This window comes from Streptomyces sp. NPDC051567 (genome assembly GCF_044454165.1).
Lineage (GTDB): Bacteria > Actinomycetota > Actinomycetes > Streptomycetales > Streptomycetaceae > Streptomyces.
Genome location: NZ_JBITDK010000014.1, coordinates 101,393 through 127,101, shown reverse-complemented (window position 1 = coordinate 127,101; position 25,709 = coordinate 101,393). Strand labels below are relative to the sequence as shown.

The 25,709-nt window shown below is 71.4% G+C and carries 24 protein-coding genes and 1 pseudogene; 24 read left to right on the top strand and 1 reads right to left on the bottom strand.

Annotated features, from left to right (window positions below; genetic code table 11):
• The first annotated feature begins 66 nt into the window (after positions 1–66).
• The 5 genes from ACIA5F_RS17835 (at position 67) to ffh (ending at position 7,633) form a co-directional block, all read left to right on the top strand.
• Entirely contained in the window at positions 67–1,554 is a 1,488-nt protein-coding gene (locus ACIA5F_RS17835) for a hypothetical protein (protein WP_399353906.1), read from the top strand.
• A gap of 229 nt (positions 1,555–1,783) precedes the next feature.
• Positions 1,784–3,130 (top strand): ammonium transporter, encoded by a 1,347-nt coding sequence (locus tag ACIA5F_RS17830; RefSeq protein WP_399353904.1) that lies wholly within the window; start codon positions 1,784–1,786, stop codon positions 3,128–3,130.
• Positions 3,127–3,465, top strand: coding sequence for a P-II family nitrogen regulator (locus tag ACIA5F_RS17825; protein ID WP_399353902.1), 339 nt, complete (start codon positions 3,127–3,129; stop codon positions 3,463–3,465). The genes ACIA5F_RS17830 and ACIA5F_RS17825 overlap by 4 nt, the downstream gene beginning before the upstream one ends.
• Positions 3,466–3,523: 58 nt before the next feature.
• Entirely contained in the window at positions 3,524–5,956 is a 2,433-nt protein-coding gene (locus ACIA5F_RS17820) for a [protein-PII] uridylyltransferase (protein ID WP_399353900.1), read from the top strand.
• Positions 5,957–6,061: 105 nt separating this feature from the next.
• Positions 6,062–7,633 carry a signal recognition particle protein gene (gene ffh / locus ACIA5F_RS17815; protein WP_399353898.1) on the top strand — a complete coding sequence of 524 codons (1,572 nt, stop codon included), beginning with the start codon at positions 6,062–6,064 and terminating at the stop codon, positions 7,631–7,633.
• A 172-nt stretch (positions 7,634–7,805) separates the two neighbouring features.
• On the opposite strand, the gene ACIA5F_RS17810 is transcribed toward ffh, so the two are convergent.
• Complete coding sequence (locus ACIA5F_RS17810; RefSeq protein WP_399353896.1) at positions 7,806–8,528, bottom strand: methyltransferase type 11; 723 nt, start codon at positions 8,526–8,528, stop codon at positions 7,806–7,808.
• 132 nt (positions 8,529–8,660) lie between these two features.
• Between ACIA5F_RS17810 and proS the strand changes: the two genes are divergently transcribed.
• From proS to ACIA5F_RS17715, 19 genes and pseudogenes are all read left to right on the top strand, one after another.
• On the top strand, positions 8,661–10,073 hold the full coding sequence (gene proS, locus ACIA5F_RS17805) for a proline--tRNA ligase (protein WP_399353893.1): 1,413 nt from the start codon (positions 8,661–8,663) through the stop codon (positions 10,071–10,073).
• A 216-nt stretch (positions 10,074–10,289) separates the two neighbouring features.
• Positions 10,290–10,886, top strand: a complete 597-nt coding sequence (locus ACIA5F_RS17800) for a hypothetical protein (RefSeq protein WP_399353891.1) — start codon at positions 10,290–10,292, stop codon at positions 10,884–10,886.
• 252 nt (positions 10,887–11,138) lie between these two features.
• On the top strand, positions 11,139–11,576 hold the full coding sequence (gene rpsP, locus ACIA5F_RS17795) for a 30S ribosomal protein S16 (RefSeq protein WP_399353889.1): 438 nt from the start codon (positions 11,139–11,141) through the stop codon (positions 11,574–11,576).
• A 2-nt stretch (positions 11,577–11,578) separates the two neighbouring features.
• Positions 11,579–11,818, top strand: a complete 240-nt coding sequence (locus ACIA5F_RS17790; RefSeq protein ID WP_215031517.1) for an RNA-binding protein — start codon at positions 11,579–11,581, stop codon at positions 11,816–11,818.
• 79 nt (positions 11,819–11,897) lie between these two features.
• The gene (gene rimM, locus ACIA5F_RS17785) at positions 11,898–12,449 is read left to right on the top strand and encodes a ribosome maturation factor RimM (RefSeq protein WP_399353887.1); all 552 of its coding nucleotides are present in this window, start codon (positions 11,898–11,900) and stop codon (positions 12,447–12,449) included.
• The gene (trmD, locus tag ACIA5F_RS17780) at positions 12,449–13,270 is read left to right on the top strand and encodes a tRNA (guanosine(37)-N1)-methyltransferase TrmD (protein ID WP_399353885.1); all 822 of its coding nucleotides are present in this window, start codon (positions 12,449–12,451) and stop codon (positions 13,268–13,270) included. The genes rimM and trmD overlap by 1 nt, the downstream gene beginning before the upstream one ends.
• Before the next feature lie 132 nt (positions 13,271–13,402).
• Positions 13,403–13,753 (top strand): 50S ribosomal protein L19, encoded by a 351-nt coding sequence (gene rplS / locus ACIA5F_RS17775; protein ID WP_399353883.1) that lies wholly within the window; start codon positions 13,403–13,405, stop codon positions 13,751–13,753.
• 44 nt (positions 13,754–13,797) lie between these two features.
• Positions 13,798–14,544 carry a signal peptidase I gene (gene lepB, locus ACIA5F_RS17770; protein ID WP_399353881.1) on the top strand — a complete coding sequence of 249 codons (747 nt, stop codon included), beginning with the start codon at positions 13,798–13,800 and terminating at the stop codon, positions 14,542–14,544.
• 79 nt (positions 14,545–14,623) lie between these two features.
• Positions 14,624–15,424, top strand: a complete 801-nt coding sequence (gene lepB / locus ACIA5F_RS17765) for a signal peptidase I (protein WP_399353879.1) — start codon at positions 14,624–14,626, stop codon at positions 15,422–15,424.
• A 114-nt stretch (positions 15,425–15,538) separates the two neighbouring features.
• Positions 15,539–16,435, top strand: a complete 897-nt coding sequence (lepB, locus tag ACIA5F_RS17760) for a signal peptidase I (protein ID WP_399353877.1) — start codon at positions 15,539–15,541, stop codon at positions 16,433–16,435.
• A gap of 45 nt (positions 16,436–16,480) precedes the next feature.
• Positions 16,481–17,242, top strand: a complete 762-nt coding sequence (lepB, locus tag ACIA5F_RS17755) for a signal peptidase I (protein WP_399353875.1) — start codon at positions 16,481–16,483, stop codon at positions 17,240–17,242.
• Positions 17,232–17,780, top strand: coding sequence for an NUDIX hydrolase (locus ACIA5F_RS17750; RefSeq protein ID WP_399353872.1), 549 nt, complete (start codon positions 17,232–17,234; stop codon positions 17,778–17,780). The genes lepB (ACIA5F_RS17755) and ACIA5F_RS17750 overlap by 11 nt, the downstream gene beginning before the upstream one ends.
• 13 nt (positions 17,781–17,793) lie before the next feature.
• A complete protein-coding gene (locus tag ACIA5F_RS17745; protein WP_005311352.1) occupies positions 17,794–18,102 on the top strand; it encodes a DUF2469 domain-containing protein in 309 nt (102 codons plus the stop codon).
• A gap of 132 nt (positions 18,103–18,234) precedes the next feature.
• Positions 18,235–18,606 (top strand): YraN family protein, encoded by a 372-nt coding sequence (locus ACIA5F_RS17740; RefSeq protein WP_399353871.1) that lies wholly within the window; start codon positions 18,235–18,237, stop codon positions 18,604–18,606.
• A pseudogene (locus tag ACIA5F_RS17735) lies at positions 18,606–19,733 on the top strand (YifB family Mg chelatase-like AAA ATPase); the annotation flags it as partial. The gene ACIA5F_RS17740 and the pseudogene ACIA5F_RS17735, both read left to right, overlap by 1 nt.
• A 41-nt stretch (positions 19,734–19,774) precedes the next feature.
• Positions 19,775–21,283, top strand: a complete 1,509-nt coding sequence (locus ACIA5F_RS17730) for a site-specific integrase (RefSeq protein WP_399353869.1) — start codon at positions 19,775–19,777, stop codon at positions 21,281–21,283.
• A 98-nt stretch (positions 21,284–21,381) separates the two neighbouring features.
• Positions 21,382–23,196 (top strand): hypothetical protein, encoded by a 1,815-nt coding sequence (locus ACIA5F_RS17725; protein ID WP_399353867.1) that lies wholly within the window; start codon positions 21,382–21,384, stop codon positions 23,194–23,196.
• Positions 23,196–25,289, top strand: a complete 2,094-nt coding sequence (locus tag ACIA5F_RS17720) for a hypothetical protein (RefSeq protein WP_399353865.1) — start codon at positions 23,196–23,198, stop codon at positions 25,287–25,289. The genes ACIA5F_RS17725 and ACIA5F_RS17720 overlap by 1 nt, the downstream gene beginning before the upstream one ends.
• Positions 25,286–25,696: a hypothetical protein gene (locus ACIA5F_RS17715; protein ID WP_399353863.1), complete on the top strand. Its 411-nt coding sequence runs from the start codon at positions 25,286–25,288 to the stop codon at positions 25,694–25,696. The genes ACIA5F_RS17720 and ACIA5F_RS17715 overlap by 4 nt, the downstream gene beginning before the upstream one ends.
• Positions 25,697–25,709 lie beyond the last annotated feature (13 nt).

Below are 25,709 nucleotides of genomic sequence, written 5' to 3'. Positions count from 1 at the left end.
GCGGTGGGACTTTCCGGACCGGCCAGGGTTTCGTGCGGAAGAGGCTGAACGGATGGGGGCGTTCCAGTGAGCGGCAACGGCGCAGGCACGGCGGGCGCGGAGGCCGCGCCACCCGCTGGCCGCAACGACCAGCTGACCTCGTGGTTCGTCCGCAGCGGCTGGTCCAAGGGCGAACTCGCCCGCCAGGTCAACCGCCGGGCCCGCCAGATGGGCGCCCACCACATCAGCACGGACACCTCCCGGGTCCGCCGCTGGCTCGACGGCGAACAACCCCGCGAACCCGTCCCGCGCATCCTCTCCGAACTCTTCTCCGAGCGCTTCGGCTCCGTCGTCGCCATCGAACAGCTCGGCCTGCGCACCGCCCACCAGACCCCCTCGGTCTCCGGCGTCGACCTGCCCTGGGCCGGGCCGCAGACCGTCGAACTGCTCGGCGAGTTCTCCCGCAGCGACCTGATGCTCGCCCGCCGCGGCTTCCTCGGGACCTCCCTCACCCTCTCCGCGGGCCCCGCCCTCATCGAACCCATGCAGCGCTGGCTCGTCCCCGGCCCCGCCGCCGACCCGGGCGCCCGCCCCGCGGCCACCGGCGGCCACCGGCCCTCCCGGCTCTCCGGACCCGAACTCGACCTCCTCGACGCCACCACCGTCATGTTCCGCCAGTGGGACGCCCAGTGCGGAGGCGGCCTGCGCCGCAAGGCCGTCGTGGGCCAGCTCCACGAGGTCACCGACCTGCTCCAGGAGAACCACCCGGCCCCGGTCATGAAACGCCTCTTCAAGATCGCCGCCGAGCTCGCCGAACTCGCCGGCTGGATGAGCTACGACATAGGGCTCCACCCCACCGCGCAGAAGTACTTCGTCCTCGCCCTGCACGCCGCGAAGGAGGGCGGCGACAAACCGCTCGGCTCCTACATCCTCTCCAGCATGAGCCGCCAGATGATCCACCTCGGCCGGCCCGAGGACGCCCTCGAACTCGTCCACCTCGCCCAGTACGGCAGCCGCGACTGCGCCGGCCCGCGCACCCAGGCCATGCTGTATGCGATGGAGGCCCGCGCCTACGCCAACATGGGCCAGCCCAGCCGCTGCAAGCGGGCCGTCCGCATGGCCGAGGACACCTTCTCCGACATCGCCTTCGCCGCCGGGCCCGAACCCGACTGGGTCCGCTTCTTCTCCGAAGCCGAACTCAACGGCGAGAACTCCCACTCCTACCGCGACCTCGCCTACGTCGCCGGCCGCAGCCCCACCTACGCCTCCCTGGCCGAACCCGTCATGGAACGGGCCGTCGAACTCTTCGAGAAGGACGAGGAGCACCAGCGCTCCTACGCCCTCAACCTCATCGGCATGGCCACCGTCCACCTGCTCCAGCGCGAACCCGAACAGGCCGCCGCCCTCGTCGGCCGCGCCCTGGACGTGGCCGCCCGGGTGCGCTCCGAACGGGTGAACAACCGGCTGCGCAAGACCGTCGACACCGCCGCCCGCGAGTACGGCGACGTCGCCGAGGTCGTCCGGCTCACCGACCACCTCGCCTCCCGCCTCCCCGAAGCGGCCGAAGCCGTCTGACGGCCCGCCCGGCCGCCGTACCCCGCCCGGACCCGCCGTACGCCCGTTCATGGACGCGTAACACGCCCGGCCTCTTCGTCACGGGCGCGAAACACCCGGCGGTGGCGCCGGAAACCGGCCTGCGCGAATCTCAGGGCCAGTAACCGGCCCACCCCAGGCCCCGTCCCTCGCGCCGCGCAGGTCTCACCCGCCACCCGCGCGCGACGGCACCGACGACGAGGAGACGCCGATGGCACCAGCCGTCACGGCCCTCGCGGCAGACGCCCCTACGCTGTCCGCCGCGAACACCGGATTCATGCTCATCTGCTCCGCCCTGGTCATGCTGATGACCCCGGGCCTCGCCTTCTTCTACGGAGGCATGGTCCGCGTCAAGAGCAGCCTCAACATGCTGATGATGAGCTTCATCAGCCTCGGGATCGTCACGGTCCTGTGGGTCCTCTTCGGCTTCAGCCTCGCCTTCGGCACCGACTCCGGCTCCGTCATCGGCTGGTCCTCCGCCTACGCGGGCCTCAGCGGCATCGGCATCACCGAACTCTGGGACGTCTCCACCGTCCCCGTCTACGTCTTCGCCGTCTTCCAGCTCATGTTCGCCGTCATCACCCCCGCCCTGATCAGCGGCGCCCTCGCCGACCGCGTCAAGTTCACCGCCTGGGCCCTCTTCATCACCCTCTGGGCCACCGTCGTCTACTTCCCCGTCGCCCACTGGGTCTGGGGCCCCGGCGGCTGGCTCCTCGAACTCGGCGTCATCGACTTCGCGGGCGGCACCGCCGTCCACATCAACGCCGGCGCCGCCGCCCTCGGCGTGATCCTCGTCATCGGCAAGCGCGTCGGCTTCAAGAAGGACCCGATGCGCCCGCACAGCCTCCCGCTCGTGATGCTCGGCGCAGCACTGCTCTGGTTCGGCTGGTTCGGCTTCAACGCAGGCTCCTGGCTCGGCAACGACGACGGCGTCGGCGCGGTCATGTTCCTCAACACCCAGGTCGCCGCCGCCTCCGCCATGCTCGCCTGGCTCGCCTACGAGAAACTGCGCCACGGCTCCTGCACCACCCTCGGCGCCGCCTCCGGCGCGGTCGCCGGCCTCGTCGCCATCACCCCCGCCGGCGGCTCCGTCAGCCCGCTCGGCGCCCTCGCCGTCGGCGCCGTCTCCGGGCTGCTCTGCGTGATGGCGGTCGGCCTCAAGTACCGCTTCGGCTACGACGACTCCCTCGACGTCGTCGGCGTCCACCTCGTCGGCGGCATCGCCGGCTCCCTCCTCGTCGGCCTCTTCGCCACCGGCGGGGTCCAGTCCGACGCGGCCGGCCTCTTCTACGGCGGCGGCCTCGGACAACTCGGCAAGCAGACCGTCGGGGTCCTCGCCGTCCTGCTCTACTCTCTCGTCGTGTCCGCGCTGCTCGCCCTCCTCGTCGACAAGACCATGGGAATGCGGGTCACCGAGGACGAGGAGGTCTCCGGCATCGACCGGGTCGAGCACGCCGAGACCGCCTACGACTTCAGCGGAGCGGGCGGCGGCGCCACTTCGCGCAGCACCCCCGCCCCCCTCCCCGTCGCCGCCACGGGCAAGAAGGTGGACGCATGAAGCTCATCACCGCGATCGTCAAACCCCACCGCCTCGACGAGGTCAAGGAAGCCCTCCAGCTCTTCGGCGTCCACGGCCTCACCGTCTCCGAGGCCAGCGGGTACGGCCGCCAGCGCGGACACACCGAGGTCTACCGGGGCGCCGAGTACGTCGTCGACCTCGTACCGAAGATCCGCGTCGAGATCGTCGTCGACGACGCCGACGCCGACGACGTGATCAGGGTCGTCGTCGAAGCCGCCAGGACCGGCAAGATCGGCGACGGCAAGGTGTGGAGCATCCCCGTGGACTCCGTCGTCCGGGTCCGCACCGGCGAGCACGGCACCGACGCGCTCTGAGCGCCACCGCCCACCCTTCCCGGCCCCGGCCACAGCACGAGACGAGCGGGAGTCCCTGGTGACGAGCGTCGAAGAGAGCACGGACCACACCGGCGACCAGGGACCCGGCGGCTACGCCGCGGCCCGGCTGCGCCTCCTGGGACAGGAGACGCGGTCCGGGCCCACCCGCCGCTCCGCACTCGCCCGCCTCACCGACGACTGGCTGCACGCCCTGTTCACCGCCGCCGTACGGGAGACTGGCGTCCGCGGCACCGCCCTCGTCGCCGTCGGCGGCTACGGCCGGGCCGAACTCTCCCCCCGCAGCGACCTCGACCTGCTCCTCCTCCACGACGGCAAGGCCCCACCACGCGACCTCGCCACCCTCGCCGACCGCCTCTGGTACCCCGTCTGGGACCTGGGCCTCGCCCTCGACCACTCCGTCCGCACCCCCGGCGAGGCCCGCAGGACCGCCGCCGACGACCTCAGGGCCCACCTCGGACTCCTCGACGCCCGCCCCGTCGCCGGCGACGCCGGACTCCTCGCGGGGCTGCGCACCTCCGTCCTCACCGACTGGCGCAACCAGGCCCCCACCCGCCTGCCCCGACTGCACTCCCTCTGCCGGGAACGGGCCGAACGCGCCGGAGAACTCCGCTTCCTCCTGGAACCCGACCTCAAGGAGGCCCGCGGCGGACTCCGCGACCTCACCGCGCTCCGGGCCGTCGCCGCGTCCTGGCTGGCCGACGCCCCCCACCAGGGCCTCGCCGACGCCCGCCGAAAGCTGCTGGACACCCGCGACGCCCTCCACCTGGTCACGGGCCGGGCCACCGACCGGCTCGCCCTCCAGGAACAGGACCAGGTCGCCGCCCGCCTCGGCCTGCCCGGCGTGGACGCACTGCTGCGCGAGGTCTACGAGGCCGCCCGCGTCGTCGCCTACGCCGGGGACGTGACCTGGCGCGAGGTCGGCCGGGTCCTGCGCTCCCGCGCCACCCGCCCCCGGCTGCGCGGCCTGCTCGGCACCCGGGGCACCCCGGCGGCCGAACGGGCCCCCCTGGCCGAAGGCGTCGTGGAATCCGACGGCGAGGCCGTCCTGGCCCTCGCCGCCCGGCCCGACCGCGACCCGGTCCTGCCCCTGCGCCTGGCCGCCGCAGCCGCCCAGGCGGGCCTCCCCGTCTCCCCGCACGCCGTACGCCGGCTCGCCGCACGGACCGCGCCCCTGCCCGTGCCCTGGCCCGCCCCGGCCCGGGAACAACTGATCACCCTGCTGGGCGCGGGCGAACCCCTGGTCCCCGTCTGGGAGGCCCTGGAGGCGGAAGGACTGATCACCCGGCTCCTGCCCGACTGGGAACGGGTCCGCTGCCGCCCGCAGCGCAACCCCGTCCACACCTGGACGGTGGACCGGCACCTGATCGAGACGGCCGTCCGCGCCTCGGCCCTCACCCGCCGCGTCGGCCGCCCCGACCTGCTCCTGATGGCCGCCCTCCTGCACGACCTCGGCAAGGGCTGGCCGGGGGACCACGCACTGGCCGGCGAGACCATCGCCCGCGACATCGCGGCCCGCGTCGGCTTCGGCCCCGAGGACACCGCCGTCCTCGCCGCCCTCGTCCGCCACCACCTGCTCCTCGTCGACACCGCGACCCGCCGCGACCTGGCCGACCCCGCCACCGTCCACACGGTCGCCGAAGCCGTCGGCTCGGCCACCACCCTGGAACTGCTGCACGCCCTGACCGAGGCCGACGCCCTGGCCACCGGCCCGGCGGCCTGGAGCACCTGGCGCGCCTGTCTCGTCACCGACCTGGTCGCACGGGTCGCCGCCGTCCTGGCCGGCACCGCCCCACCCGTACCCGAACCGCAGATCCCGACGGCCGAACAGGAACGCCTCGCCATGGAGGCCCTGCGCACCCGGGAACCCGCCCTCGCGCTCCACGCCCGCCAGGAACAGGACACCGTCGGCGTGGAACTCGTCGTCGCCGTCCCCGACCAGCCGGGCATCCTGCCCGCCGTCGCCGGCGTACTGGCCCTGCACCGCCTCACCGTCCGGGCGGCCGAACTGCGCGCCCTGGACCTCCCCGACGGCCTCGGCGAAGCCCTGGTGCTCCGCTGGCGGGTCGCGGCCGAGTACGGCTCCCTCCCCGAGGCCGCCCGGCTCCGCACCGACCTGCTCCGCGCCCTGGACGGCTCCCTGGACGTCCCGGCGAAACTCGCCGAACGCGAGGCCGCCCACCCCCGCAGGCGCGGGGCCGTCCCCCCGCCACCCCGGGTCGGGGTGGTCCCCGACGCCTCCTCCCTGGCCACCGTCCTGGAGGTCCGCGCCCCCGACGCGGTGGGCCTGCTCCACCGCGTCGGCCGGGCCCTGGAGACCGCGGGGGTCCGCGTCCGCAGCGCCCACGTCTCGACCCTGGGCGCCAACGCCGTGGACACCCTCTACGTCACCACCCCCGACGGCAAACCCCTGGACCCGCCGGACGCCACCGCCCTGGCCGAAGCGGTCCGCACCGCGCTCGGCACCCCCTGACGCAGCCCCCGCCCGCTCTTCCCGGCGGGCGGGGGTCCATCCGTTGCGGGGCCCGATACCCTGGGTGCGACCACAACGCCCCCGACCCGAGGAATCGCGACCACCGTGTTCGATACGCTCTCCGACCGCCTGGCGAATACCTTCAAGGGCCTGCGCGGCAAAGGCCGGCTCTCCGAGGCTGACATCGACGCAGCGGCCCGGGAAATCCGTATCGCCCTCCTTGAGGCGGACGTCGCCCTCCCGGTCGTCCGCTCCTTCATCGCGAACGTCAAGGAACGGGCCCGCGGCGAAGAGGTCAGCAAGTCGCTCAACCCCGGCCAGCAGGTCCTGAAGATCGTCAACGACGAGCTCGTCACGATCCTCGGCGGCGAGACCCGGCGGCTGCGCTTCGCCAAGACCGCCCCCACCGTGATCATGCTCGCGGGCCTCCAGGGCGCCGGTAAGACCACCCTCGCCGGAAAGCTCGGCCGCTGGCTCAAGGCGCAGGGCCACACCCCGCTCCTGGTCGCCTGCGACCTCCAGCGCCCCAACGCCGTCAACCAGCTCTCCGTGGTGGCCGAGCGCGCCGGCGTCGCCGTCTACGCGCCGCAGCCCGGCAACGGCGTCGGCGACCCGGTCCAGGTCGCCAAGGACTCCGTCGAGTACGCGCGCACCAAGCAGTACGACGTCGTCGTCGTCGACACCGCCGGCCGCCTCGGCATCGACACCGAGCTGATGCGGCAGGCCGCCGACATCCGCGACGCCGTCTCGCCCGACGAGATCCTCTTCGTCGTCGACGCCATGATCGGCCAGGACGCGGTCAACACCGCCGAGGCGTTCCGCGACGGCGTCGGCTTCGACGGCGTCGTGCTCTCCAAGCTCGACGGCGACGCCCGAGGCGGCGCCGCGCTCTCCATCGCGCACGTCACCGGCAAGCAGATCATGTTCGCCTCGAACGGCGAGAAGCTCGACGAGTTCGACGCCTTCCACCCGGACCGCATGGCGGGCCGCATCCTCGACATGGGTGACATGCTCACCCTCATCGAGCAGGCCGAGAAGACCTTCTCGCAGGCCGAGGCCGAGAAGATGGCGGCCAAGCTCGCCAAGGGCCCCAAGGAATTCACGCTCGACGACTTCCTGGCCCAGATGGAACAGGTCCGCAAGATGGGCAGCATCAGCAAGCTGCTCGGCATGCTCCCCGGCATGGGCCAGATCAAGGACCAGATCAACAACATCGACGAGCGCGACGTGGACCGCACCGCCGCGATCATCAAGTCGATGACCCCGGCCGAGCGCCAGGACCCGACGATCATCAACGGCTCGCGCCGCGCCCGCATCGCCAAGGGCTCCGGCACCGAGGTCAGCGCCGTCAAGTCGCTCGTCGAGCGGTTCTTCGACGCCCGCAAGATGATGTCCCGCATGGCCCAGGGCGGCGGGATGCCCGGAATGCCGGGCATCCCGGGCATGGGCGGCGGCCCCGGCCGCCAGAAGAAGCAGATCAAGCAGGCCAAGGGCAAGCGCAAGAGCGGCAACCCGATGAAGCGCAAGGAAGAAGAGGCGGCAGCCGCGGCCCGCCGCGAGCAGGGCCCGCAGGCGATCGAGCCCGCCGCCGCGGGCAACCCCTTCGGCCTCCCGGCCGGCGGCCAGGACGGCCAGGACTTCGACCTCCCGGACGAGTTCAAGAAGTTCATGAAGTAACGCGTGACGAGCAGCATGTGAAGAGAAGCGCGTGACGACCGGCGCGTGACGACCGACGCGTGAAGAGAAGCCTCCCGCAGGGCCCGCGGCCCGCGGGAGGCACGGGGCGAGGGCCCCGGCCGTGATCACCCGGCCGGGGCCCTCCCGCGTACCAGGACCCCGGCCGCCGCGGTCACACCGCCCGCGCGATCACGTACCGGAAGATGTTCGGCAGCCACACCGCGCCGTCGGGCCGCTCGTACGGATGAACCGCCGCCGCCAGCTCCTTCTCCGCCCGCGCGAGATCGGCCGGCTCACCGGGCGCGCCGTCGGCCGCCCCGGCGCAGCCGGTGCCCGCGACGGGGTACAGCCCCGTCGACAGCAGCCCGCGCACCGCACTGTCCAGGTCCGCGTACCCGAAGGGGCAGAACACCCGCCCCGAGCCGTCCGGCCGCAGCCCGGCCCCCTCCACCACCGCGTCCAGGTCGCACGGCGCGGGCCCGCCGCCCAGCACCGCCGGTACGGTGCACCGCTCCGCCGGACCCCAGTCGGCCAGCACCACCGCACCGCCCCGCCGCACCGAGGGAAGCGCCGAGGCCAGGGCCCCCGGGTCCGGGGAGAGCACCAGCAGCACGTCGTAGCGGCAAGGCTCGGGCGGCGGCGCCGTCAGCACCTCCAGCAGCCGCTCACGGGCCAGCGCCCGGCGCGCGGGGTCGCTCTCCACACCCGTGGCCGCCGCCCCCCGCCCGGCGGCCAGCAGCAGGGCCAGCCCGGCCCCGCAGTCGAGGCCCAGCAGCCGGTCACCCGGCCCGACCTCCAGACGGTCGTAGACCGCCTCGTACAGCGGTACCAGCATCCGTTCCTGGATCTCTGCCCAGTCCCGGGCGGCGAGCGTCGCCGTCGGCGTCGATGTCATCGAAAGAGCGCTCCTGATTCCATGTCGCCCCCTAAGCCCCCGATGCCAGGGAACTCCCCATTCGCCCCGGCGTCCAGAGGAGCGCGCCACCCGATTCACGCTCGACGTGTCCGGCGCCGTACCATTCGCGCCATGGCAAAGGCACCCGTTCTCACCCCCCAGGCGGAGGATTTCCCCCGCTGGTACCAGGATCTGATCAACAAGGCCGAGCTGGCCGACAACGGTCCGGTACGCGGCACCATGGTCATCCGGCCGTACGGCTACGGCCTGTGGGAGCGGATGCAGCAGGAGATGGACGCGCGCATCAAGGACGCGGGCGCCCAGAACGCGTACTTCCCGCTGTTCATCCCGCAGTCGTACCTGACGAGGGAGGCGGAGCACGTCGAGGGCTTCGCCCCGGAGCTCGCGGTCGTCACGCACGGCGGAGGCAAGGAGCTGGACGAGCCGATCGTCGTCCGGCCCACCTCCGAGACGATCATCAACGACTACTTCTCCAAGTGGGTCCAGAGCTACCGCGACCTGCCCCTGCTGATCAATCAGTGGGCCAACGTGGTCCGCTGGGAGATGCGCCCGCGCGTGTTCCTCCGTACGAGCGAGTTCCTGTGGCAGGAGGGGCACACGGCCCACGCCACCTACGAGGAGGCCCGCGACTACGCCGCCCGCATCCACCGCGACGTCTACGGCGACTTCATGACGAACGTGCTCGGCATCGACGTCGTGCTCGGCCGCAAGACCGCCAAGGAGCGGTTCGCCGGGGCCATCAACACGCTCACCCTCGAAGGCATGATGGGTGACGGCAAGGCCCTCCAGCTGGGCACCAGCCACGAGCTGGGCACCAACTTCGCCAAGGCGTTCAACACCCAGTACCTGTCGAAGGAAGGCAAGCAGGAGCTGGTCTGGCAGACCTCGTGGGGCGTCTCGACCCGCATGGTCGGCGGCCTGATCATGTCGCACGGCGACGACAACGGCCTGCGGGTCCCGCCGCGCCTCGCGCACGTCCAGGTCGTCGTCATGGCGATCAAGGGCGACGAGGCCGTCACCAAGGTCCGCGAGCTGGGTGCCCAGCTCAAGGCCGCCGGCATCCGCGTGCACGTCGACGACCGGGTGGACACCCCCTTCGGCCGCCGCGCCGTGGACTGGGAGCTCAAGGGCGTACCGGTGCGCGTCGAGATCGGCCCGCGCGACCTGGAGAACGGCACGGCGATGCTCGCCCGCCGCATCCCCGGCGGGAAGACCCCCGTCCAGATCGACGCCCTCGCCGACCTGCTGCCCAAGGTGCTGGAGGAGGACCAGGCGCAGCTGCTGCGCGAGTCCCGCGAGCGCCGCGAGTCCCGCACCTGCGACGTCTCCACCATCGGGGAGGCCGCCGAGGCCGCCGTCGCCGGTGGCTGGGCGCGCATCCCGTGGGCGGACCTCGGTCCGGCGGGCGAGGCCAAGCTGGCCGAACAGGCCGTCTCGGTGCGCTGCCTGATCGCCCCCGACGGCTCGGTCCCGGAGACGGACGACGCCCCCGGCACCCTCGCCATCGTCGCGCGCTCGTACTGATACGCCGCCTGGCACCGCCTGACATCTCCGACCTGCGCCCCGGCGTGCGGCCCCTGCCGCACGCCGGGGCGCAGGTCGTCGTTACGTACCGACTCCTCCGGGGATCTGCGCACCCGTCCTCGTCGCGACGCATGAGAGTGAACTGACTGGTACGTGCAAAAAATTTGGAATGGCCCGGAATCGGAACACCCGGGCACCCCGGCTCGTTGTCACGACGTGAGCACGACACCACCTGTTCTCGCCGCAGAGCTGGCGCAGGCGTGGGCCGATATTCAGCGGTACCACCCCGAGCTGCCTGACCTTGCCGCGCCCGAGTCCCTGATCGGAGAGTCCTCGTCCGCCTGCGGCGCCGAGCTCTCCTTCGAGCGACTGCTGCACGAGGCAGTCCACGGCATCGCCGCCGCCCGCGGAGTCCGCGACACCTCGCGCGCCGGCCGCTACCACAACCGCAGATTCCTCGCGATCGCCGAGGAGATGGGGCTGGACCACTCCGAAGAGCCCCACGCGAGCAGCGGCTTCTCGCTGGTCTCCCTCAACCCGGAGGCGAAGAAGCGCTACCGCCCGACCATGGAGCGGCTCCAGCGCGCCCTGAGGGCGCACACGGTCGCCACGGCCGCCGACACCAAGCGCAGCTTCCGCGGCCCCGCCGCCCGCCACGGCTCCTCCGGTGGAGGGGTGCGCGTCAAGGCGGTCTGCGACTGCGGGCGCAACGTGCGGGTGGTCCCCTCCGTGCTGGCCCAGGCGCCGATCGTGTGCGGAGGCTGCATGAAGCCCTTCCGCATCCCCGAGGTGGCCGTAGCGGCGGCCTCCTGACCGGCCCGGACGGCCGTCACCCCGTCACTCCGTCGCGCCGCCCCGGGACCAGGCGGCCCGGCGGCCGTGCCCGCCCGCGCCGGTCCCCGCTCGGCGGTGCCGCAGGCGTATGGCACAATGGACAGCTGTACTCGACAGTCGCATAGGACCCCTCTCTCCTCCGGCTGACGCGTCCGTCGGGCACCCGAGTACCGCAACCCCACGTGGCATCTCATGTGCCCAACCACGTCAAGTTCAGGAGACACCACTCCAGTGGCAGTCAAGATCAAGCTCAAGCGCCTCGGCAAGATTCGCCAGCCGCACTACCGCATCGTCGTCGCCGACGCCCGCACCCGCCGGGACGGTCGCGCGATCGAAGAGATCGGTATCTACCACCCGACGTACAACCCGTCGCGCATCGAGGTCAACGCCGAGCGTGCGCAGTACTGGCTGTCGGTCGGCGCCCAGCCCACCGAGGCTGTGCTCGCCATCCTGAAGCTGACCGGTGACTGGCAGGCGCACAAGGGCCTCCCGGCCCCCGCGCCGCTGCTGCAGCCGGCGACGAAGGAAGACAAGCGTCGCACCTTCGACGAGTTCGCCAAGACCCTTGAGGGTGGCGACGCCAAGGGCGAGGCCATCACCCAGAAGGCGAAGAAGGCCGACAAGAAGGCGGACGAGGCCGAGGCCTCCGCCGAGTCGACCGAGGCCTGATCATGCTCGAGGAGGCTCTTGAGCACCTCGTGAAGGGCATTGTGGACAACCCCGACGAGGTGCGGGTCGCCTCGCGCGACCTGCGCCGCGGGCAGGTGCTGGAGGTCCGGGTCCACCCCGACGACCTCGGCAAGGTGATCGGCCGCAACGGCCGCACCGCGCGCGCTCTGCGTACCGTCGTGGGCGCCATCGGTGGCCGCGGTATCCGTGTCGACCTCGTCGACGTGGACCAGGTCCGCTGAGAAGTTGAATCACCGGCACGGGCCGGGGAGGGCGATTGTGCCCGCCCCGGCCCGTCGTCGTCTGAACAGGAGAGACACAGTGGAGCTGGTAGTCGCGCGGATCGGCCGCGCCCACGGCATCAAGGGCGAGGTCACCGTAGAAGTACGGACCGACGAGCCCGAGCAGCGGCTCGCCCCCGGCGCCGTCCTGCGGACCGAACCGGCATCGGCGGGACCGCTGGCCATCGAGACGGGCCGCGTGCACAGCGGACGGCTCCTGCTCCGCTTCGCGGGCGTCAAGGACCGGACCGGCGCCGAGGCGCTGCGCAACACCCTGCTGATCGCCGACGTGGACCCGGCAGAGGTGCCGGAGGAGCCCGACGAGTACTACGACCACCAGCTGATGGACCTGGACGTGGTGCTGGAGGACGGCACGGAGATCGGCCGGATCACCGAGATCTCGCACCTGCCCTCCCAGGACCTCTTCATCGTCGAGCGCCCGGACGGCTCCGAGGTGATGATCCCCTTCGTGGAGGAGATCGTCGCCGGGATCGACCTGGAGGAGCAGCGCTGTGTCATCACCCCGCCGCCCGGCCTGATCGACGACCGGTCCGAGACCGCCTCCGCACGGGACGCCGAGGACGCGTCCTGATGCGTCTCGACGTCGTCACGATCTTCCCCGAGTACCTGGAGCCGCTGAACGTCTCCCTCGTCGGCAAGGCGCGGGCCCGCGGCCAGCTCGACGTGCACGTGCACGACCTGCGGGAATGGACGTACGACCGGCACAACACGGTCGACGACACCCCGTACGGCGGCGGTCCCGGCATGGTCATGAAGACCGAGCCGTGGGGCGAGGCCCTGGACGCGGTGCTGGCCGACGGCTACGAGGCGGGCGCGCACGGCCCGGTCATGGTCGTCCCCACGCCCAGCGGCCGGCCCTTCACCCAGGAACTGGCCGTCGAGCTCTCCGCCCGCCCGTGGCTGGTCTTCGCCCCGGCCCGCTACGAGGGCATCGACAGCCGGGTCATGGCCGAGTACGCCACACGGATGCCGGTGTACGAGGTCTCCATCGGCGACTACGTCCTGGCGGGCGGCGAGGCGGCCGTCCTGGTCGTCACCGAGGCCGTGGCCCGGCTGCTGCCCGGGGTCCTCGGCAACGCCGAATCGCACCGCGACGACTCCTTCGCGCCCGGTGAGATGGCCAACCTGCTGGAGGGGCCCGTCTACACCAAGCCCCCGCAGTGGCGCGGTCGCGGCATCCCCGAGGTGCTGCTCAGCGGCCACCACGGGAAGATCGCCCGCTGGCGCCGGGACGAGGCCTTCCGCCGGACCGCGCGGAGCCGGCCCGACCTGATCGAGCGGTGCGAGGCGTCCGCCTTCGACAAGAAGGACCGCGAGATGCTCGCCGCCCTCGGCTGGAAGCCGACCGCGGACGGCCGATTTTGGCGCAGGCCGCAGACCGTGGAAGAATAGGCGGCTGCTGTACGTCCGCGAGCGCCCCTGCCACAGGGGGATCGTCGCACGCCGGGTGGTACGGCTCCCGAATTCTCTACGGAAACCCGCCCGGCGGCCTGTGGCGTCGTGCGAAGAAAGCAGACGAATCACATGTCTCACCTGCTCGATGGCGTCAACGCCGCCGCGCTCCGCTCGGACCTCCCGGCCTTCCGCCCGGGTGACACCGTCAACGTGCACGTCCGCGTGATCGAGGGCAACCGCTCCCGTATCCAGCAGTTCAAGGGCGTCGTCATCCGCCGCCAGGGCGCCGGTGTCTCGGAGACCTTCACGGTCCGCAAGGTCTCCTTCAGCGTCGGCGTGGAGCGCACCTTCCCGGTCAACTCCCCGATCTTCGAGAAGATCGAGCTCGTCACCCGCGGTGACGTGCGTCGCGCCAAGCTGTACTACCTCCGTGAGCTCCGCGGCAAGGCCGCGAAGATCAAGGAGAAGCGCGACCGCTGAGGCCACCTCCGGGGTCCGGGCGTGGCCGGATAGGCTCGCCCCCGATGGACACCGAAGCACCTCACCCGCAGCGCGGCCGTTCCACCCCCGACGAGGGGGAGGAACGGCCGCGTTCCGCGTTCTCGCCGACATGGCGCCGGGCCGGCCTGCTGGGTGCGGCCTGCGCCGTCTTCCTGCTGGTGTTCAGCAACTTCGTCCTCCAGCCCTTCCTGATCCCGAGCCGCTCGATGGAACCGGTGTTCGAGATCGGTGACCGGGTGCTGGTCAACAAGCTGGCGTACCGTTTCGGCGACCGGCCCCGCCGCGGCGACCTGGTGGTCTTCGACGGCGCCGGGTCCTTCGTACGGGAGTACGCGGACAGCGGCGGGAACCCGGTCGGCGAGGCCCTGCACGGCGCCACCTCGGCGCTCGGGCTCGCGGAGCCGTCCGGCGAGGACTTCGTCAAACGGGTCGTGGGCGTCGGCGGCGACGACGTGGTCTGCTGCGACGCCGACGGGCGGATCTCGGTCAACGGCGTCCCGCTGGAGGAGCCGTACCTGTACCCCGGCGACGCACCCTCGAAGGTGCCCTTCCGGATCGCCGTGCCCCCGGGGACCCTGTGGGTCATGGGCGACCACCGTTCCCAGTCCCGGGACTCCCGGGACCACCTCGGGGACCCGGGCGGGGGCATGGTGCCGGTCGGGAAGGTGATCGGGCGGGCCGACTGGATCGGCTGGCCGTTCCCGCGCTGGGGCGCGACGGACCGGGGCGCGACGGACCGGGGCGCCGCGTCCGGCGGCGGACATGGGTAGCCGGGGCCGGCCACGCGGCGCGGGAGAGCCGGAACCCGGACCCGCGGGACCCGGACCCGCGGGACCCGGACCCGCCCCGGTGACCGGGACGGACCCGGCGGCGGAGGGCGGCCGGGCCGACCGGCGGCGCCAGGAGCGCCGGTCCCGGCGGCTGCGCCGCACCCGCCGGGCCGGGGAACTGCCGCTGCTCGTGGCGGTCGCCGTGTGCGTCGCCCTGGTCCTCAAGACCTTCCTGGTCCAGGCGTTCTTCATCCCGTCGGGCTCGATGGAGCAGACGATCCGGATCGGGGACCGGGTCCTGGTGGACAAGCTGACCCCGTGGTTCGGCTCCGAGATCGAGCGCGGTGACGTCGTCGTCTTCGAGGACCCCGGCGGCTGGCTCACCCACGAGGCGGCCCGGCAGGCCCCGGGCCCGGCCGGGGTGGAACAGGTCAGGCAGGCCCTGACCTTCATCGGCCTGCTGCCCTCGGCGGACGAGCAGGACCTGATCAAGCGCGTCATCGGGATCGGCGGGGACACCGTCGCCTGCTGCGACACCAGAGGACGGGTCACCGTCAACGGCGCGCCGCTCGATGAGCCGTACGTGTACCCCGGCAACGCCCCCTCGGCGATCCGCTTCGAGGTGCTGGTCCCGCTGGGACGGATCTTCGTCATGGGCGACCACCGGGCGAATTCGGCCGATTCCCGCTACCACCTCGACGAGGACTTCCAGGGCACCGTCGACGAGAAGGGCGTCGTGGGGGAGGCCGTGGTGATCGCCTGGCCCTTCGGCCACTGGCACCGGCTGGAACAGCCCGCGACCTTCCTCATGGTGCCGGACCAGGTGAGAGAAGGACGCCGGGGCGGTCGGCGGCGCCGTGGGGGCACGCCGTTCGCATAGTGTGTCCTCGGTCTCCCGCGCCTTAGGGAACTCCCGGTCGTTAAGGGAGGGGAGGGCCCGTCTCCGATCCGGTGCGGGTGGCGATTTCCGAGTGAGGGAGTGGATGTGGGGGATGTGGCGGTAGGCGCACGGTCCGGACGCGACGAGGGCGATGAGCGGCCGGAGGATGCCGCCGGGCACGATGCCGAGGACAGCGGTGAGGCCGAGCACCCGCAGCGTTCGTTCTGGAAGGAGCTTCCGCTCCTCGTCGGTATCGCCCTGCTGCTGGCCCTGCTGATCAAGACCTTCCTGGTCCAGGCGTTCTCGATCCCGTCCGACTCGATGCAGAACACCCTGCAGCGCGGCGACCGGGTGCTCGTGGACAAGCTGACCCCGTGGTTCGGCTCGGAGCCCGAGCGCGGTGAGGTCGTGGTCTTCCACGATCCCGCGAACTGGCTGTCCGGGGAGCCCACCCCGGAGCCCAACATCGCGCAGAAGGCCCTCAGCTGGATCGGCCTGATGCCGTCCGCCGAGGAGAAGGACCTGATCAAGCGGACCATCGCCGTCGGCGGGGACACGATCGAGTGCAAGGAGGGGGGACCGGTCGTCGTCAACGGCAAGGCGCTGGACGAGCCGTACATCTTCCCCGGCAACACCCCCTGCGACGACAAGCCCTTCGGGCCCCTCACCGTCCCCAAGGACAGCATCTGGGTGATGGGTGACCACCGGCAGAACTCCCAGGACTCCCGCTACCACATGCAGGACTCCACCCACGGCTTCGTGCCGGTCGACCAGGTCGTCGGGCGGGCCGTGGTGATCGCGTGGCCCATCAACCGCTGGGCCACCATGCCGGTCCCGGACACCTTCGACCAGCCGGGCATCGGCAACCAGGCCGCCGCCACCGCGCTCGGCCTCGGAGCCGCCGGACTGGCGCCCGTCGGGGTCGGCCCGGCCGCGCTCGGCCTCGTCGGCGCGGTCCCGCTCGTCATGTGGCGGCGCAGGAGGCTGACCCGCGGGCTTACCGCCCGGTAGGGTGCCGCCCAGGCCGACGATCTCCGAGGTGCTGGGGGCGCTGCGATGGGCGGGACACGGACAGGACACGGGGGAAAGGACGGCCACGGCGGTCTCGGCAATGTGTTGTCGGGACTCGCCGTGGCCGTCGGCTTTGCGCTCTTCCTGGGCGGCTTCGGGTGGGGGGCGCTGCTCTACCGGCCGTACCTGGTGCCGACCGACTCGATGACGCCGACCGTGCGGCCCGGCGACCGGGTCCTGGCACAGCGGATCGACGGCGCCGAGGTGCGGCGCGGGGACGTCGTCGTCTTCACCGACGCGCAGTGGAGCGGTACGCCCCTCCTCAAACGGGTCGTCGGCGTCGGCGGTGACACCGTCGCGTGCTGCGGCGCGGACGGCAGACTGACGGTGAACGGCAAAGCGCTGGACGAGCCCTACCTCGACGGCACACCCTCCGGCGGAGTCCCGGCGGCCCCCGGGACCTCGTTCGAGGTGACGGTCCCCCCCGACACCCTCTTCCTGCTCGGCGACCGGCGGGCCGCGTCGCTGGACTCCCGGGCACACCTGCGGGAGACCGGACAGGGGACGGTGCCCCGGTCCGCCGTCCACGCCCGCGTCGACGCCCTGGTCTGGCCCTCCATGACGATGCTGGAACGGCCCCGGAGCCACGCGGCCCTGCCCGGCGGGCTCTCGCGGCCGGGCCCCCTGCTCCTCCAGGCGACGGCCGCCGCGGCCGGAGCCGCCCTGGTGGTGCTGGGGGCCGCGTACGGACCGTTCGTCCGGGTGCTCGCGCGCGGACGGCGACGGGAGCGGGCCGGTGCCCGCTGACCCGGCCGCCACGGGCGGCCCCCGGAAGGTGTCACGGGTGATCCTGCTGGACCCCGAGGACCGGATTCTGCTGCTGCACGGCTTCGAGCCGGCGGACCCGGCGCGACGCTGGTGGTTCACCCCGGGCGGCGGGCTGGAGGGGACCGAGAGCCGGGCGCAGGCCGCACTGCGGGAACTCGCCGAGGAGACGGGGATCACCGAGGTGGAGCTGGGGCCGGTGCTGTGGCACCGGTACTGCTCCTTCCCCTTCGACGGGCGGCGCTGGGAACAGGACGAGTGGTACTTCCTGGCCCGTACCGCCCGCACCGGGACCACGTCGGCCGGACTCACCGAGCTGGAACGGCGCAGCGTCAGCGGGGTGAGATGGTGGACCTCCGGGGAACTCCTCGCGGCGCGTGAGACGGTGTACCCGACCACACTCGCCGAGCTGCTGCGGAAGCTGCTCGCCGAGGGTCCTCCGGGTGCGCCGGTGGTCCTGCCTCCGGAAATCGTCCAGGGGCGTACGGGGCTGACGCACAATAGGGGGACGCACGGCTGAAGGGGAACATGCCATGAGTGCCGAGGACCTCGAAAAGTACGAGACCGAGATGGAGCTGAAGCTCTATCGGGAGTACCGCGACGTCGTCGGGCTGTTCAAGTACGTGATCGAGACCGAACGCCGTTTCTACCTCACCAACGACTACGAGATGCAGGTGCACTCGGTCCAGGGGGAGGTCTTCTTCGAGGTCTCGATGGCCGACGCCTGGGTCTGGGACATGTACCGGCCGGCCCGGTTCGTGAAGCAGGTACGGGTGCTGACCTTCAAGGACGTGAACATCGAGGAGCTCAACAAGAGCGATCTCGAACTGCCGGGCAGCTGACCCCGGCCCGCCCCGGAACCCCCTTCCCGTCCACCGTGAGGGTGACGGAGTTATCCACAACGCCCCGGTTGTCCACCAAGATCCACAAGGTGGGCGGGGACGCGGGACAGTCGGTGCCGGAGGTGGTGCCGGATGAACGCGAAGGGCGTGGCACAGCAGGCATTGGGGCGGTACGGCGAGGAACTCGCGGCGCGGCGGCTGACCGAGGCCGGGATGAGCGTGATCGCGCGCAACTGGCGGTGCCGCGGCGGGGAGATCGACATCGTCGCGCGGGACGGGGACGCCCTCGTCGTGTGCGAGGTCAAGACCCGCCGGACGGGGGAGTTCGAGCACCCCATGGCCGCCGTCCGGCCCGGCAAGGCCGAGCGGTTGCGCAGGCTCGCCGGGCGATGGCTCGCCGACCACGGAGGCCCACCGCCCGGCGGGGTCCGCATCGACCTCGTCGCCGTCGTCCTGCCACGGCGCGGGGCGCCCGTGGTGGAACACGTCAGGGGGGTGGCCTGATGGGGTTCGCGCGGGCCTGTTCGGTGGCCCTGGTCGGTGTCGAGGGCGTGGTGGTGGAGGTCCAGGCCGATCTGGAGCCCGGGGTCGCGGCCTTCACCCTGGTGGGACTGCCGGACAAGACCCTGGTCGAGAGCCGCGACCGGGTGCGCGCGGCCGTCGTGAACTCGGGGTCGGCGTGGCCGCAGAAGAAACTCACGGTCGGGCTCAGCCCGGCCTCCGTACCGAAATCGGGATCGGGCTTCGACCTCGCGGTGGCCGCCGCGGTCCTCGGCGCGGCCGAGGTGGTGGACCCCGCAGAGATCGCCGACCTCGTCCTCATCGGAGAACTGGGCCTGGACGGCCGGGTGCGTCCGGTCCGGGGAATCCTGCCCGCGGTCCTCGCCGCCGCGGAGGCCGGGTACCGGCACGTGGTGGTGCCGCAGCAGTGCGCGGCCGAGGCCGCGCTCGTCCCCGAGGTCTCGGTGCTCGGCGTACACAGCCTGCGGCAGCTGATCGCCGTCCTGACCGGCGAGGAGGTCCCCGAGGAGGAACCGCCCCACCCACCGGCCGGGCCCGGCCCGATGCCGGCGGGGCTGACCCTCCCGGGCACGGGGCTGGGCGCCGGGTTCACCCGGAGCCGTGCCGGGGAAGGCGACCTCGCCGGGCGCACGGACTTCCCCGACCTCGCCGAGGTCGCCGGACAGCACGGCGCCCGCCGGGCCCTGGAAGTGGCCGCCGCCGGGGGCCACCACCTCTTCCTCAACGGCCCTCCCGGAGCGGGCAAGACGATGCTCGCCGAGAGGCTGCCCTGGCTCCTGCCGCCACTCACCCGGCAGGACTCCCTGGAGGCCACGGCCGTCCACTCGGTCGCCGGAACCCTCCCGCCCGGCGAACCCCTGGTGACCAGGGCGCCGTACTGCGCGCCCCACCACTCGGCGACCATGCAGTCCCTGGTCGGCGGAGGCCAGGGGGTACCCAGGCCCGGGGCGGTCTCACTGGCCCACCGAGGGGTGCTCTTCCTGGACGAGGCGGCCGAGTTCCACAGCCGCGCGCTGGACTCACTGCGGCAGCCCCTGGAATCGGGATACGTGGTCATCGCCCGCGCCGCGGGGGTGGTCCGGCTGCCGGCCAGGTTCCTGATGGTCCTCGGTTGTGCATAGGCGGTCACTGACCGGTGTAGCTTCCGCCGGTGCGGATCGAATCGACGTGGACAGTGCACTTCGCCAGCCGGGACTTACCCGAGCTTGAGGACGTGCCTCCCTACCTGTACGAAGCCCGGGAGGGGTGCGTTTCGTGGCTGGATGAGGCAGGGGTTCCTGACGGGCTGCCGTACCTGCTCTCGCCGCGTTTCGAGTACGACGTGGTGCTCAACTCGTACTTCTTTCAGGCGAATCTTTTGACTGCTCCGTGGAACAGCAACGCGAACCGAGCGCGAGCGCTGGCCCGCTTCTGCGGCTTCCTGCACGTTGCGCGCGGAGGGAAGTCGTGGCGGCAGGCCACGGAGGCTGATCACATCGCATTCCACCAGTGGCGGCGGCGCGACGAGGCCGGGCCGCGGGTCGAGGGCGATACCTGGAACCAGGAAGTCGCTCTCGTGAACCAGTTCTTCGAGTGGGCGGTCCGCAAAGGACACGTGACGGAGAACCCCATTCCACAGCGCTTGGCCAAGCCCGGTCCGCCGGGCACGGTGCTGGGCCCTCGCGCGTCGGCGACGGTGCCTGCCACCTATGCGCACGACGAGAACGGCGAGCGCATTGAGTGGATGCCGCCGCGGACCTACCGGCTCTGGCGGGACGTCGGACTCCGCGGCTATGGTCCGGACGGTCTGCCGTCCGGTCACTTCCGGGGCCGGTGGGCCTCTCGCAACACGGCCTTCTCCGACCTGATGGTGCGCACGGGAGAGCGCCTGACCGAACAGTCCTGCCTCTCCGTCTTCGAGGTTCCCTCCCGCACCGATGTGACTGGCTACCAGCGCTTTTGGCTGCCGGGGCCCATCGCGAAGAACTTCTCTGCCCGCTGGGTCTACGTCCCGCACAGCCTGGTGCTGGACATCGCCGACTACGTGCAGTGGGACCGCGCGGACGCCGTGGAGCGGGCCCAGGCGGCGGGCCGCTACCGGCGCATCCGCCGTCCCTTGGTGATCAGCGACCCGGACCGGCCGGAGGTCGTCCACGCGCTGTCTGCCAGCGGGATCACACGGATGCGGCTGAGCGACCTGACCCCGGCCGAGCGCTACCGGCTGCTGCGGGAGACGGACAACGGCCTGGAACCGGCGATGCTCTGGCTGACCGAGCACGGCATGCCGATGTCGGTCTCGGGCTGGAAGGCCATGTTCACCACGGCCAACGAACGCTGCCGCGCGGCCGGTCTTGACCTCGCGGCCCACGCCCACCTATTGCGTCACACGTTCGCGGTCGTCACCCTCGAACAACTTCAGCGCGCCCACATCGCCCAGCTCGGCGCGATGAACCAGTACCAGCGCGGCCACTACGTGAGGATCTTCGGGGACCCGCTGGACTGGGTCCGCCGCAGACTCGGGCACCGGTCGATCCTCACCACTCTGATCTACCTGCACGCCTTGCAGGAGTTGGAGATGGAGACCCGCATGGCGTTGGTCCCCGACGTCTGGGAGGACCCGCGCGACACCCCGCTGGCCCAGCTCGGGGACGACGTCCTCGCCCCGGGAGTCGAGGAATGAGGCGCGCGGGACGCGGAAGTACAGGACCTGGCCGGCGGGCCGCCCTGCCCCAGGGGGACTACGCCGTCCCGGCCACCCCGGCGGGGAATCCGGACCTGGTGGTTGTCGACTTCCACGGCGACGACGGCCGGAAGGGCCGGTTCGACTGCGGCACCCGGCCGTTGCCCGACTGGCGCCCCGCGCTGGCCGCGGCCTTCGCCGAGCGGACCGGGCCCGACGGCGGTCGACGCACGCTGTCTTCGGCCACCAGCGCCTGGCAGAGCCTGGGCCGACTGATGCGCTTCCTGGCGAAGCTACCCGTCCCGCCGGCGAGGCCGCAGGATCTGACCAGCAAGCACCTGGACGCCTTCCTTGACGCTCGCGCCGAGTCTGCACCGACGACCGTCACGACCGACCTCCGCGAGATCCACTCGCTGTTCGTCCTTCCCGGGATCGCCCCTCTGATCAGCCCGGACGCCACGGACTGCCTGAAGCGACGCCTGCCGGACACGAGGATCAAGAAGAAGGCCCGCCAAGCGACGTCCGAGAAGCGGCCAAAGACCGACACGGTGGGCTACTCCGACGGCGAACTGGCCCGGCTCATGGCCGCTCTGCGAGCGGACTGCGCACGCATCCGCAATCGCATCGCCGCTGGTGAGGAGCTGCTGCGGCGCTTTCAGGAGGAACCGCAGACGCTCAGCGAAGAGCAACGGGATGAGGGCCAGCAGCTGGCGCACATGGCTGCCACCGGCGAGGTCCCCTCGTTCCCCGGGCCGGTCAATGAAGTGCTGCCCGAACGGCGGTCCTGGGCGGGTCGGCTGTTTCTGACGCTGGATGACTTGGTGCCTCTCCTGCTGCTGATGGCTGCCCTGGCCGAGCGCAACGGCGAGACCGTCAAGGAGCTTCCGGCCCATCACCGCGTCCTGGAGGAGAAGGCGGTGGAGGTCCGGGTGGTCAAGCGACGCCGTGGTCCGAAGCGGTGGTTCGAGACGGTCACCTGGGAGATCGGTCCGGCGAACCGGCAGCTGCACACCGCCGGGGGCGTCTACCTGCTGCTGCTTCAACTCGCCGCCCGCAGCAGGCAGTTCTGCGAGTCGGAACTCGCGGTCTGCGTCTGGCGCCACGGTGCGAAAGCCGGAGTCCAGGGCCGGGAGGAACATTTCGCCCCGTTCGAGCGGTCGCTGCAAGGAGCAACCCTGCTGATGCCGCGCTGGGCCGCTGACAGACCACGTCCGCTGCTGGCCGACCCCAGGCCCGGCGGCGAACGGGTCCCGCTCCAGGTGACCTTCAACCGGCTCAAGACCAGCATGGAAGTGCGGCGGACCAAGCGGATGGGCGGCCATCTGCCGTCAGCAGCGAAGAGCAACACCATGGCGGTCCTGTTCCGCCACTACCTCAGCGGTGATCCCGTGATCACCGAATGGGCTGAGGAAGTCCTCGGCGAGGCACTGGTCGATGCCGAACAGGCCGCTCTGCAGGCCCACCAGCAGGCCCTCAAGATCGCCGGGAACACGTTGAAAGTCGTCTCGGGGCCGGTCAGCCCGGAGAGCCTGACGGCTGCGGGTCTGGATCCGGAGACCGCCGAACAAGCAGCGGCCGGCCAGCTGGACACCGGTTGGACGGCCTGCACGGACCACGATCACCACCCGGCGACCGACGCCCCCTGCCAGGTCACCTTCCTGGACTGCTTCCACTGCGGCAACTGCTTGATCACCAGCGACCACCTGCCTCACCTGCTTGGTCTGCTGGACGCCCTCGTGGCTCGCCGCAGGCATCTGTCCGTCGACGACTGGTGGAAACGTTACGGGCCCGCCTGGGCGGCGATCCGCCGCGACATCCTCGCCAAATTCACCCCGGCCGAGGTGAAGAAGGCGGCGGCAGCCAAGGCCACCGACGACCTGCTGGACCTGACCGAGAACCCGTGGGAGCTGTGATGTCCTTGCTGACCTTCGCCGGCGCCGAGCCGGACCGGACCTCGTTGGACGCCAACCCGTTCGTCCTGCACGCACGGCAGTTGCGTCCCGAATTCCGGCTTGAGGACACCGCACGCTTCGACGCCGACGTCTGGCCGCTGACGCCGGTGCTGCTGAAGAACCAGAGCCGGCAGATGAGCCTGAGATTCGTACGCATCCCTGCCCGCTTCCGGGTCGTGATCAAGGAAATCTGCTACGGCATGTTGTCCGGCCCGCTGCCGCCGGGCGAGGACTGGCCGGCGCCCGAGAGTGTCTACGCGTGGTTCGGGGAGATCATCCGTTTCCTGGACTGGATGGAGGCCCGTCCCACCGTCCTTCGCGACCTGACCGGAGACGACCTGCTGGACTACCAGCGGTTTCTGACCACCGTCCTGAAGAAGGAGGGCGGCCGGACGCGGGCGCGGGCAGCGGTCCGCCAGTTCTGGCGGTGGCGGACCGTGCTCACGGCCGACCGTCTCCGCTTTGACCCGCGGCACGTCGACGGCTGGGGCGAGTCCAAATCCCAGTCGAGGGCGGGGGAGAACTCCACCTCCCGGATCCCCGAACAGGTCCTCGGTCCGCTGTTCGCCTGGGCCCTGCGGTTCATCGACGAGTTCTCGCCGGACATCCTGACCGCCGTCGATGCCTGGCGCCAACGCCGCGGGGACAGGGCAGGCCCCGGCTTCCACCAGAGCAGAAACCTGCGGCAGGCCCTTGGCGCACTGCTGAACGAGCACGTTGCCGCCGGCCGGGCGCTGCCCGGACTGGACGGCAAACTGAACAAGCTGCACCTCGCGCGGACCCTCGGATGTTCACGGGCCTCACTGGACCACCACCGTGACTTGATCGACGAGGCAGCCGCGGCCGTCGGCATCTCCGCGACCACGTTCTTCGCCATCCCCATCACCCTGGATGCGGACGGCAAACCATGGGTCGAGGGCATCGCCACCCACCACACCCACCGCAACAGCCTTGCCGCACTGGCACGGCACCTGCATATCGCCTGCTACATCGTCATCGCCTACCTCTCCGGCATGCGCGACAGCGAGATCAAGCACCTCCGCCGAGGCTGTCTCACCATCGAGCGCGACGAAGACCAGATCCCCTACCGCTGGAAGATCAACAGCCTTGCCTTCAAGGGCGAGGACGACGACGCCGGAGTCCCGGCGACCTGGAGCGTCGGCGAACCCGTTGCCCGAGCCGTCACCGCTCTGGAACTGCTGCACCGCCCGGACGTCCACGTCCTGATGTCCTGCACGGACTTCAGTCCCGGCAGCCTTGACCGCAAGGCCACCGAACGAGCCCTGACCAACTCCTCCACCAACACCCAGCTCAACGAATTCGTGGCCTGGGTGAACGACTACTGCTCGCAGCACGAGCGAGCCGACGCCGTCCCTCAGGTTAACCGGCGAACTTTCCGGCTCGTGACCTCGCAGTTCAGGCGAACGCTGGCCTGGTTCATCGCCCGCCGCCCAGGCGGCACGATCGCCGGCGCACTTGCCTACCGCCACCACAGCGTTCAAGTCTTCGAAGGCTATGCAGGAACCAGCGAGGCCGGATTCCGGGCGGAGGTCGAAAGCGAACAGGCCCTCGCCCGAGGCGAGCACCTCATGGCCATGATCGACGCTCACGAGCACACCGCGCTGAGCGGACCGGCCGCAGAAGAGGCCGCCGAGAGGCTGGAAGCGTTCGGCCACCGGGCTCGCTTCCAGGGGCAGGTCGCCCTCGACGAGCGCCGACTCCAGCGGATCATGGAGCGGCACGAGCCCGCGATCTATCCCGGGAAGTACGTCACCTGCGTCCATGACCACACCAAGGCTCTCTGCGAAAAGGCTCGCCGAGGCCGGTCAGAAGGACTTCCTGACCACGGCGCATGCCGCCCACTCTCCTGCCGCAACGTTGCTCTCACGCCCGCGAACATTGCCGCCTGGCAGAGGGAGATCCACCGCATCGAACGCCGCCTCAAGACCCGGCGCATCATGCCGCCCCTCCTGCGACACCGGCTCATCGAACGACGGGACGAGATCGTCGCCTTCCTCGCCCGCAACACCCCGCACCTGGAGGCGACCGCATGACCCGCCAACTCGCAGTCCCCTCAGAACTCAGGGTCCGCGCCGTCCTCGAAGAGCTCCGACGACAGGCCGCCGACGAAGGCAAGGCCCCCAGCGTCCTCGCCCTGGCCAGGAAGCTCGGCTTGAGCAACACGACGTTCCGCCGGCACTTCCCCCACATCGCTCGCGAGGTGACCGAGAGCCGATCCTCGTCAGGCGGCTCCTCCGGCGAGGAGCGTCAAAGCCGGCTCGACATGGTCGTCGCGAGAAACGCCAAGCTCAAGATCACCAACCGAACGCTCAAAGGACATCTGAAGCTTGCTGCGGCCCAGATCCAACGCCTCGCTTCTGAGAACGCACAGCTACGGCAAGCACTGGAAGCGTCCGCCAAGGTCACCCGCATCGGCCCAGCTCGGCAACCACGACCCTGAAAGGTCAACGTTT

What these genes read in the sequence shown, in the direction of transcription:
- proS (WP_399353893.1), top strand. Translation starts at nt 8,661, where the DNA reads ATGGCAAAGGCACCCGTTCTCACCCCCCAGGCGGAGGATTTCCCCCGC.
- ACIA5F_RS17810 (WP_399353896.1), bottom strand. Translation starts at nt 8,528, where the DNA reads ATGACATCGACGCCGACGGCGACGCTCGCCGCCCGGGACTGGGCAGAG.
- ACIA5F_RS17830 (WP_399353904.1), top strand. Translation starts at nt 1,784, where the DNA reads ATGGCACCAGCCGTCACGGCCCTCGCGGCAGACGCCCCTACGCTGTCC.
- trmD (WP_399353885.1), top strand. Translation starts at nt 12,449, where the DNA reads ATGCGTCTCGACGTCGTCACGATCTTCCCCGAGTACCTGGAGCCGCTG.
- lepB (WP_399353881.1), top strand. Translation starts at nt 13,798, where the DNA reads ATGGACACCGAAGCACCTCACCCGCAGCGCGGCCGTTCCACCCCCGAC.
- ACIA5F_RS17825 (WP_399353902.1), top strand. Translation starts at nt 3,127, where the DNA reads ATGAAGCTCATCACCGCGATCGTCAAACCCCACCGCCTCGACGAGGTC.
- ACIA5F_RS17790 (WP_215031517.1), top strand. Translation starts at nt 11,579, where the DNA reads ATGCTCGAGGAGGCTCTTGAGCACCTCGTGAAGGGCATTGTGGACAAC.
- rplS (WP_399353883.1), top strand. Translation starts at nt 13,403, where the DNA reads ATGTCTCACCTGCTCGATGGCGTCAACGCCGCCGCGCTCCGCTCGGAC.
- lepB (WP_399353875.1), top strand. Translation starts at nt 16,481, where the DNA reads ATGGGCGGGACACGGACAGGACACGGGGGAAAGGACGGCCACGGCGGT.
- ACIA5F_RS17715 (WP_399353863.1), top strand. Translation starts at nt 25,286, where the DNA reads ATGACCCGCCAACTCGCAGTCCCCTCAGAACTCAGGGTCCGCGCCGTC.
- ACIA5F_RS17745 (WP_005311352.1), top strand. Translation starts at nt 17,794, where the DNA reads ATGAGTGCCGAGGACCTCGAAAAGTACGAGACCGAGATGGAGCTGAAG.
- ACIA5F_RS17720 (WP_399353865.1), top strand. Translation starts at nt 23,196, where the DNA reads ATGTCCTTGCTGACCTTCGCCGGCGCCGAGCCGGACCGGACCTCGTTG.
- ACIA5F_RS17740 (WP_399353871.1), top strand. Translation starts at nt 18,235, where the DNA reads ATGAACGCGAAGGGCGTGGCACAGCAGGCATTGGGGCGGTACGGCGAG.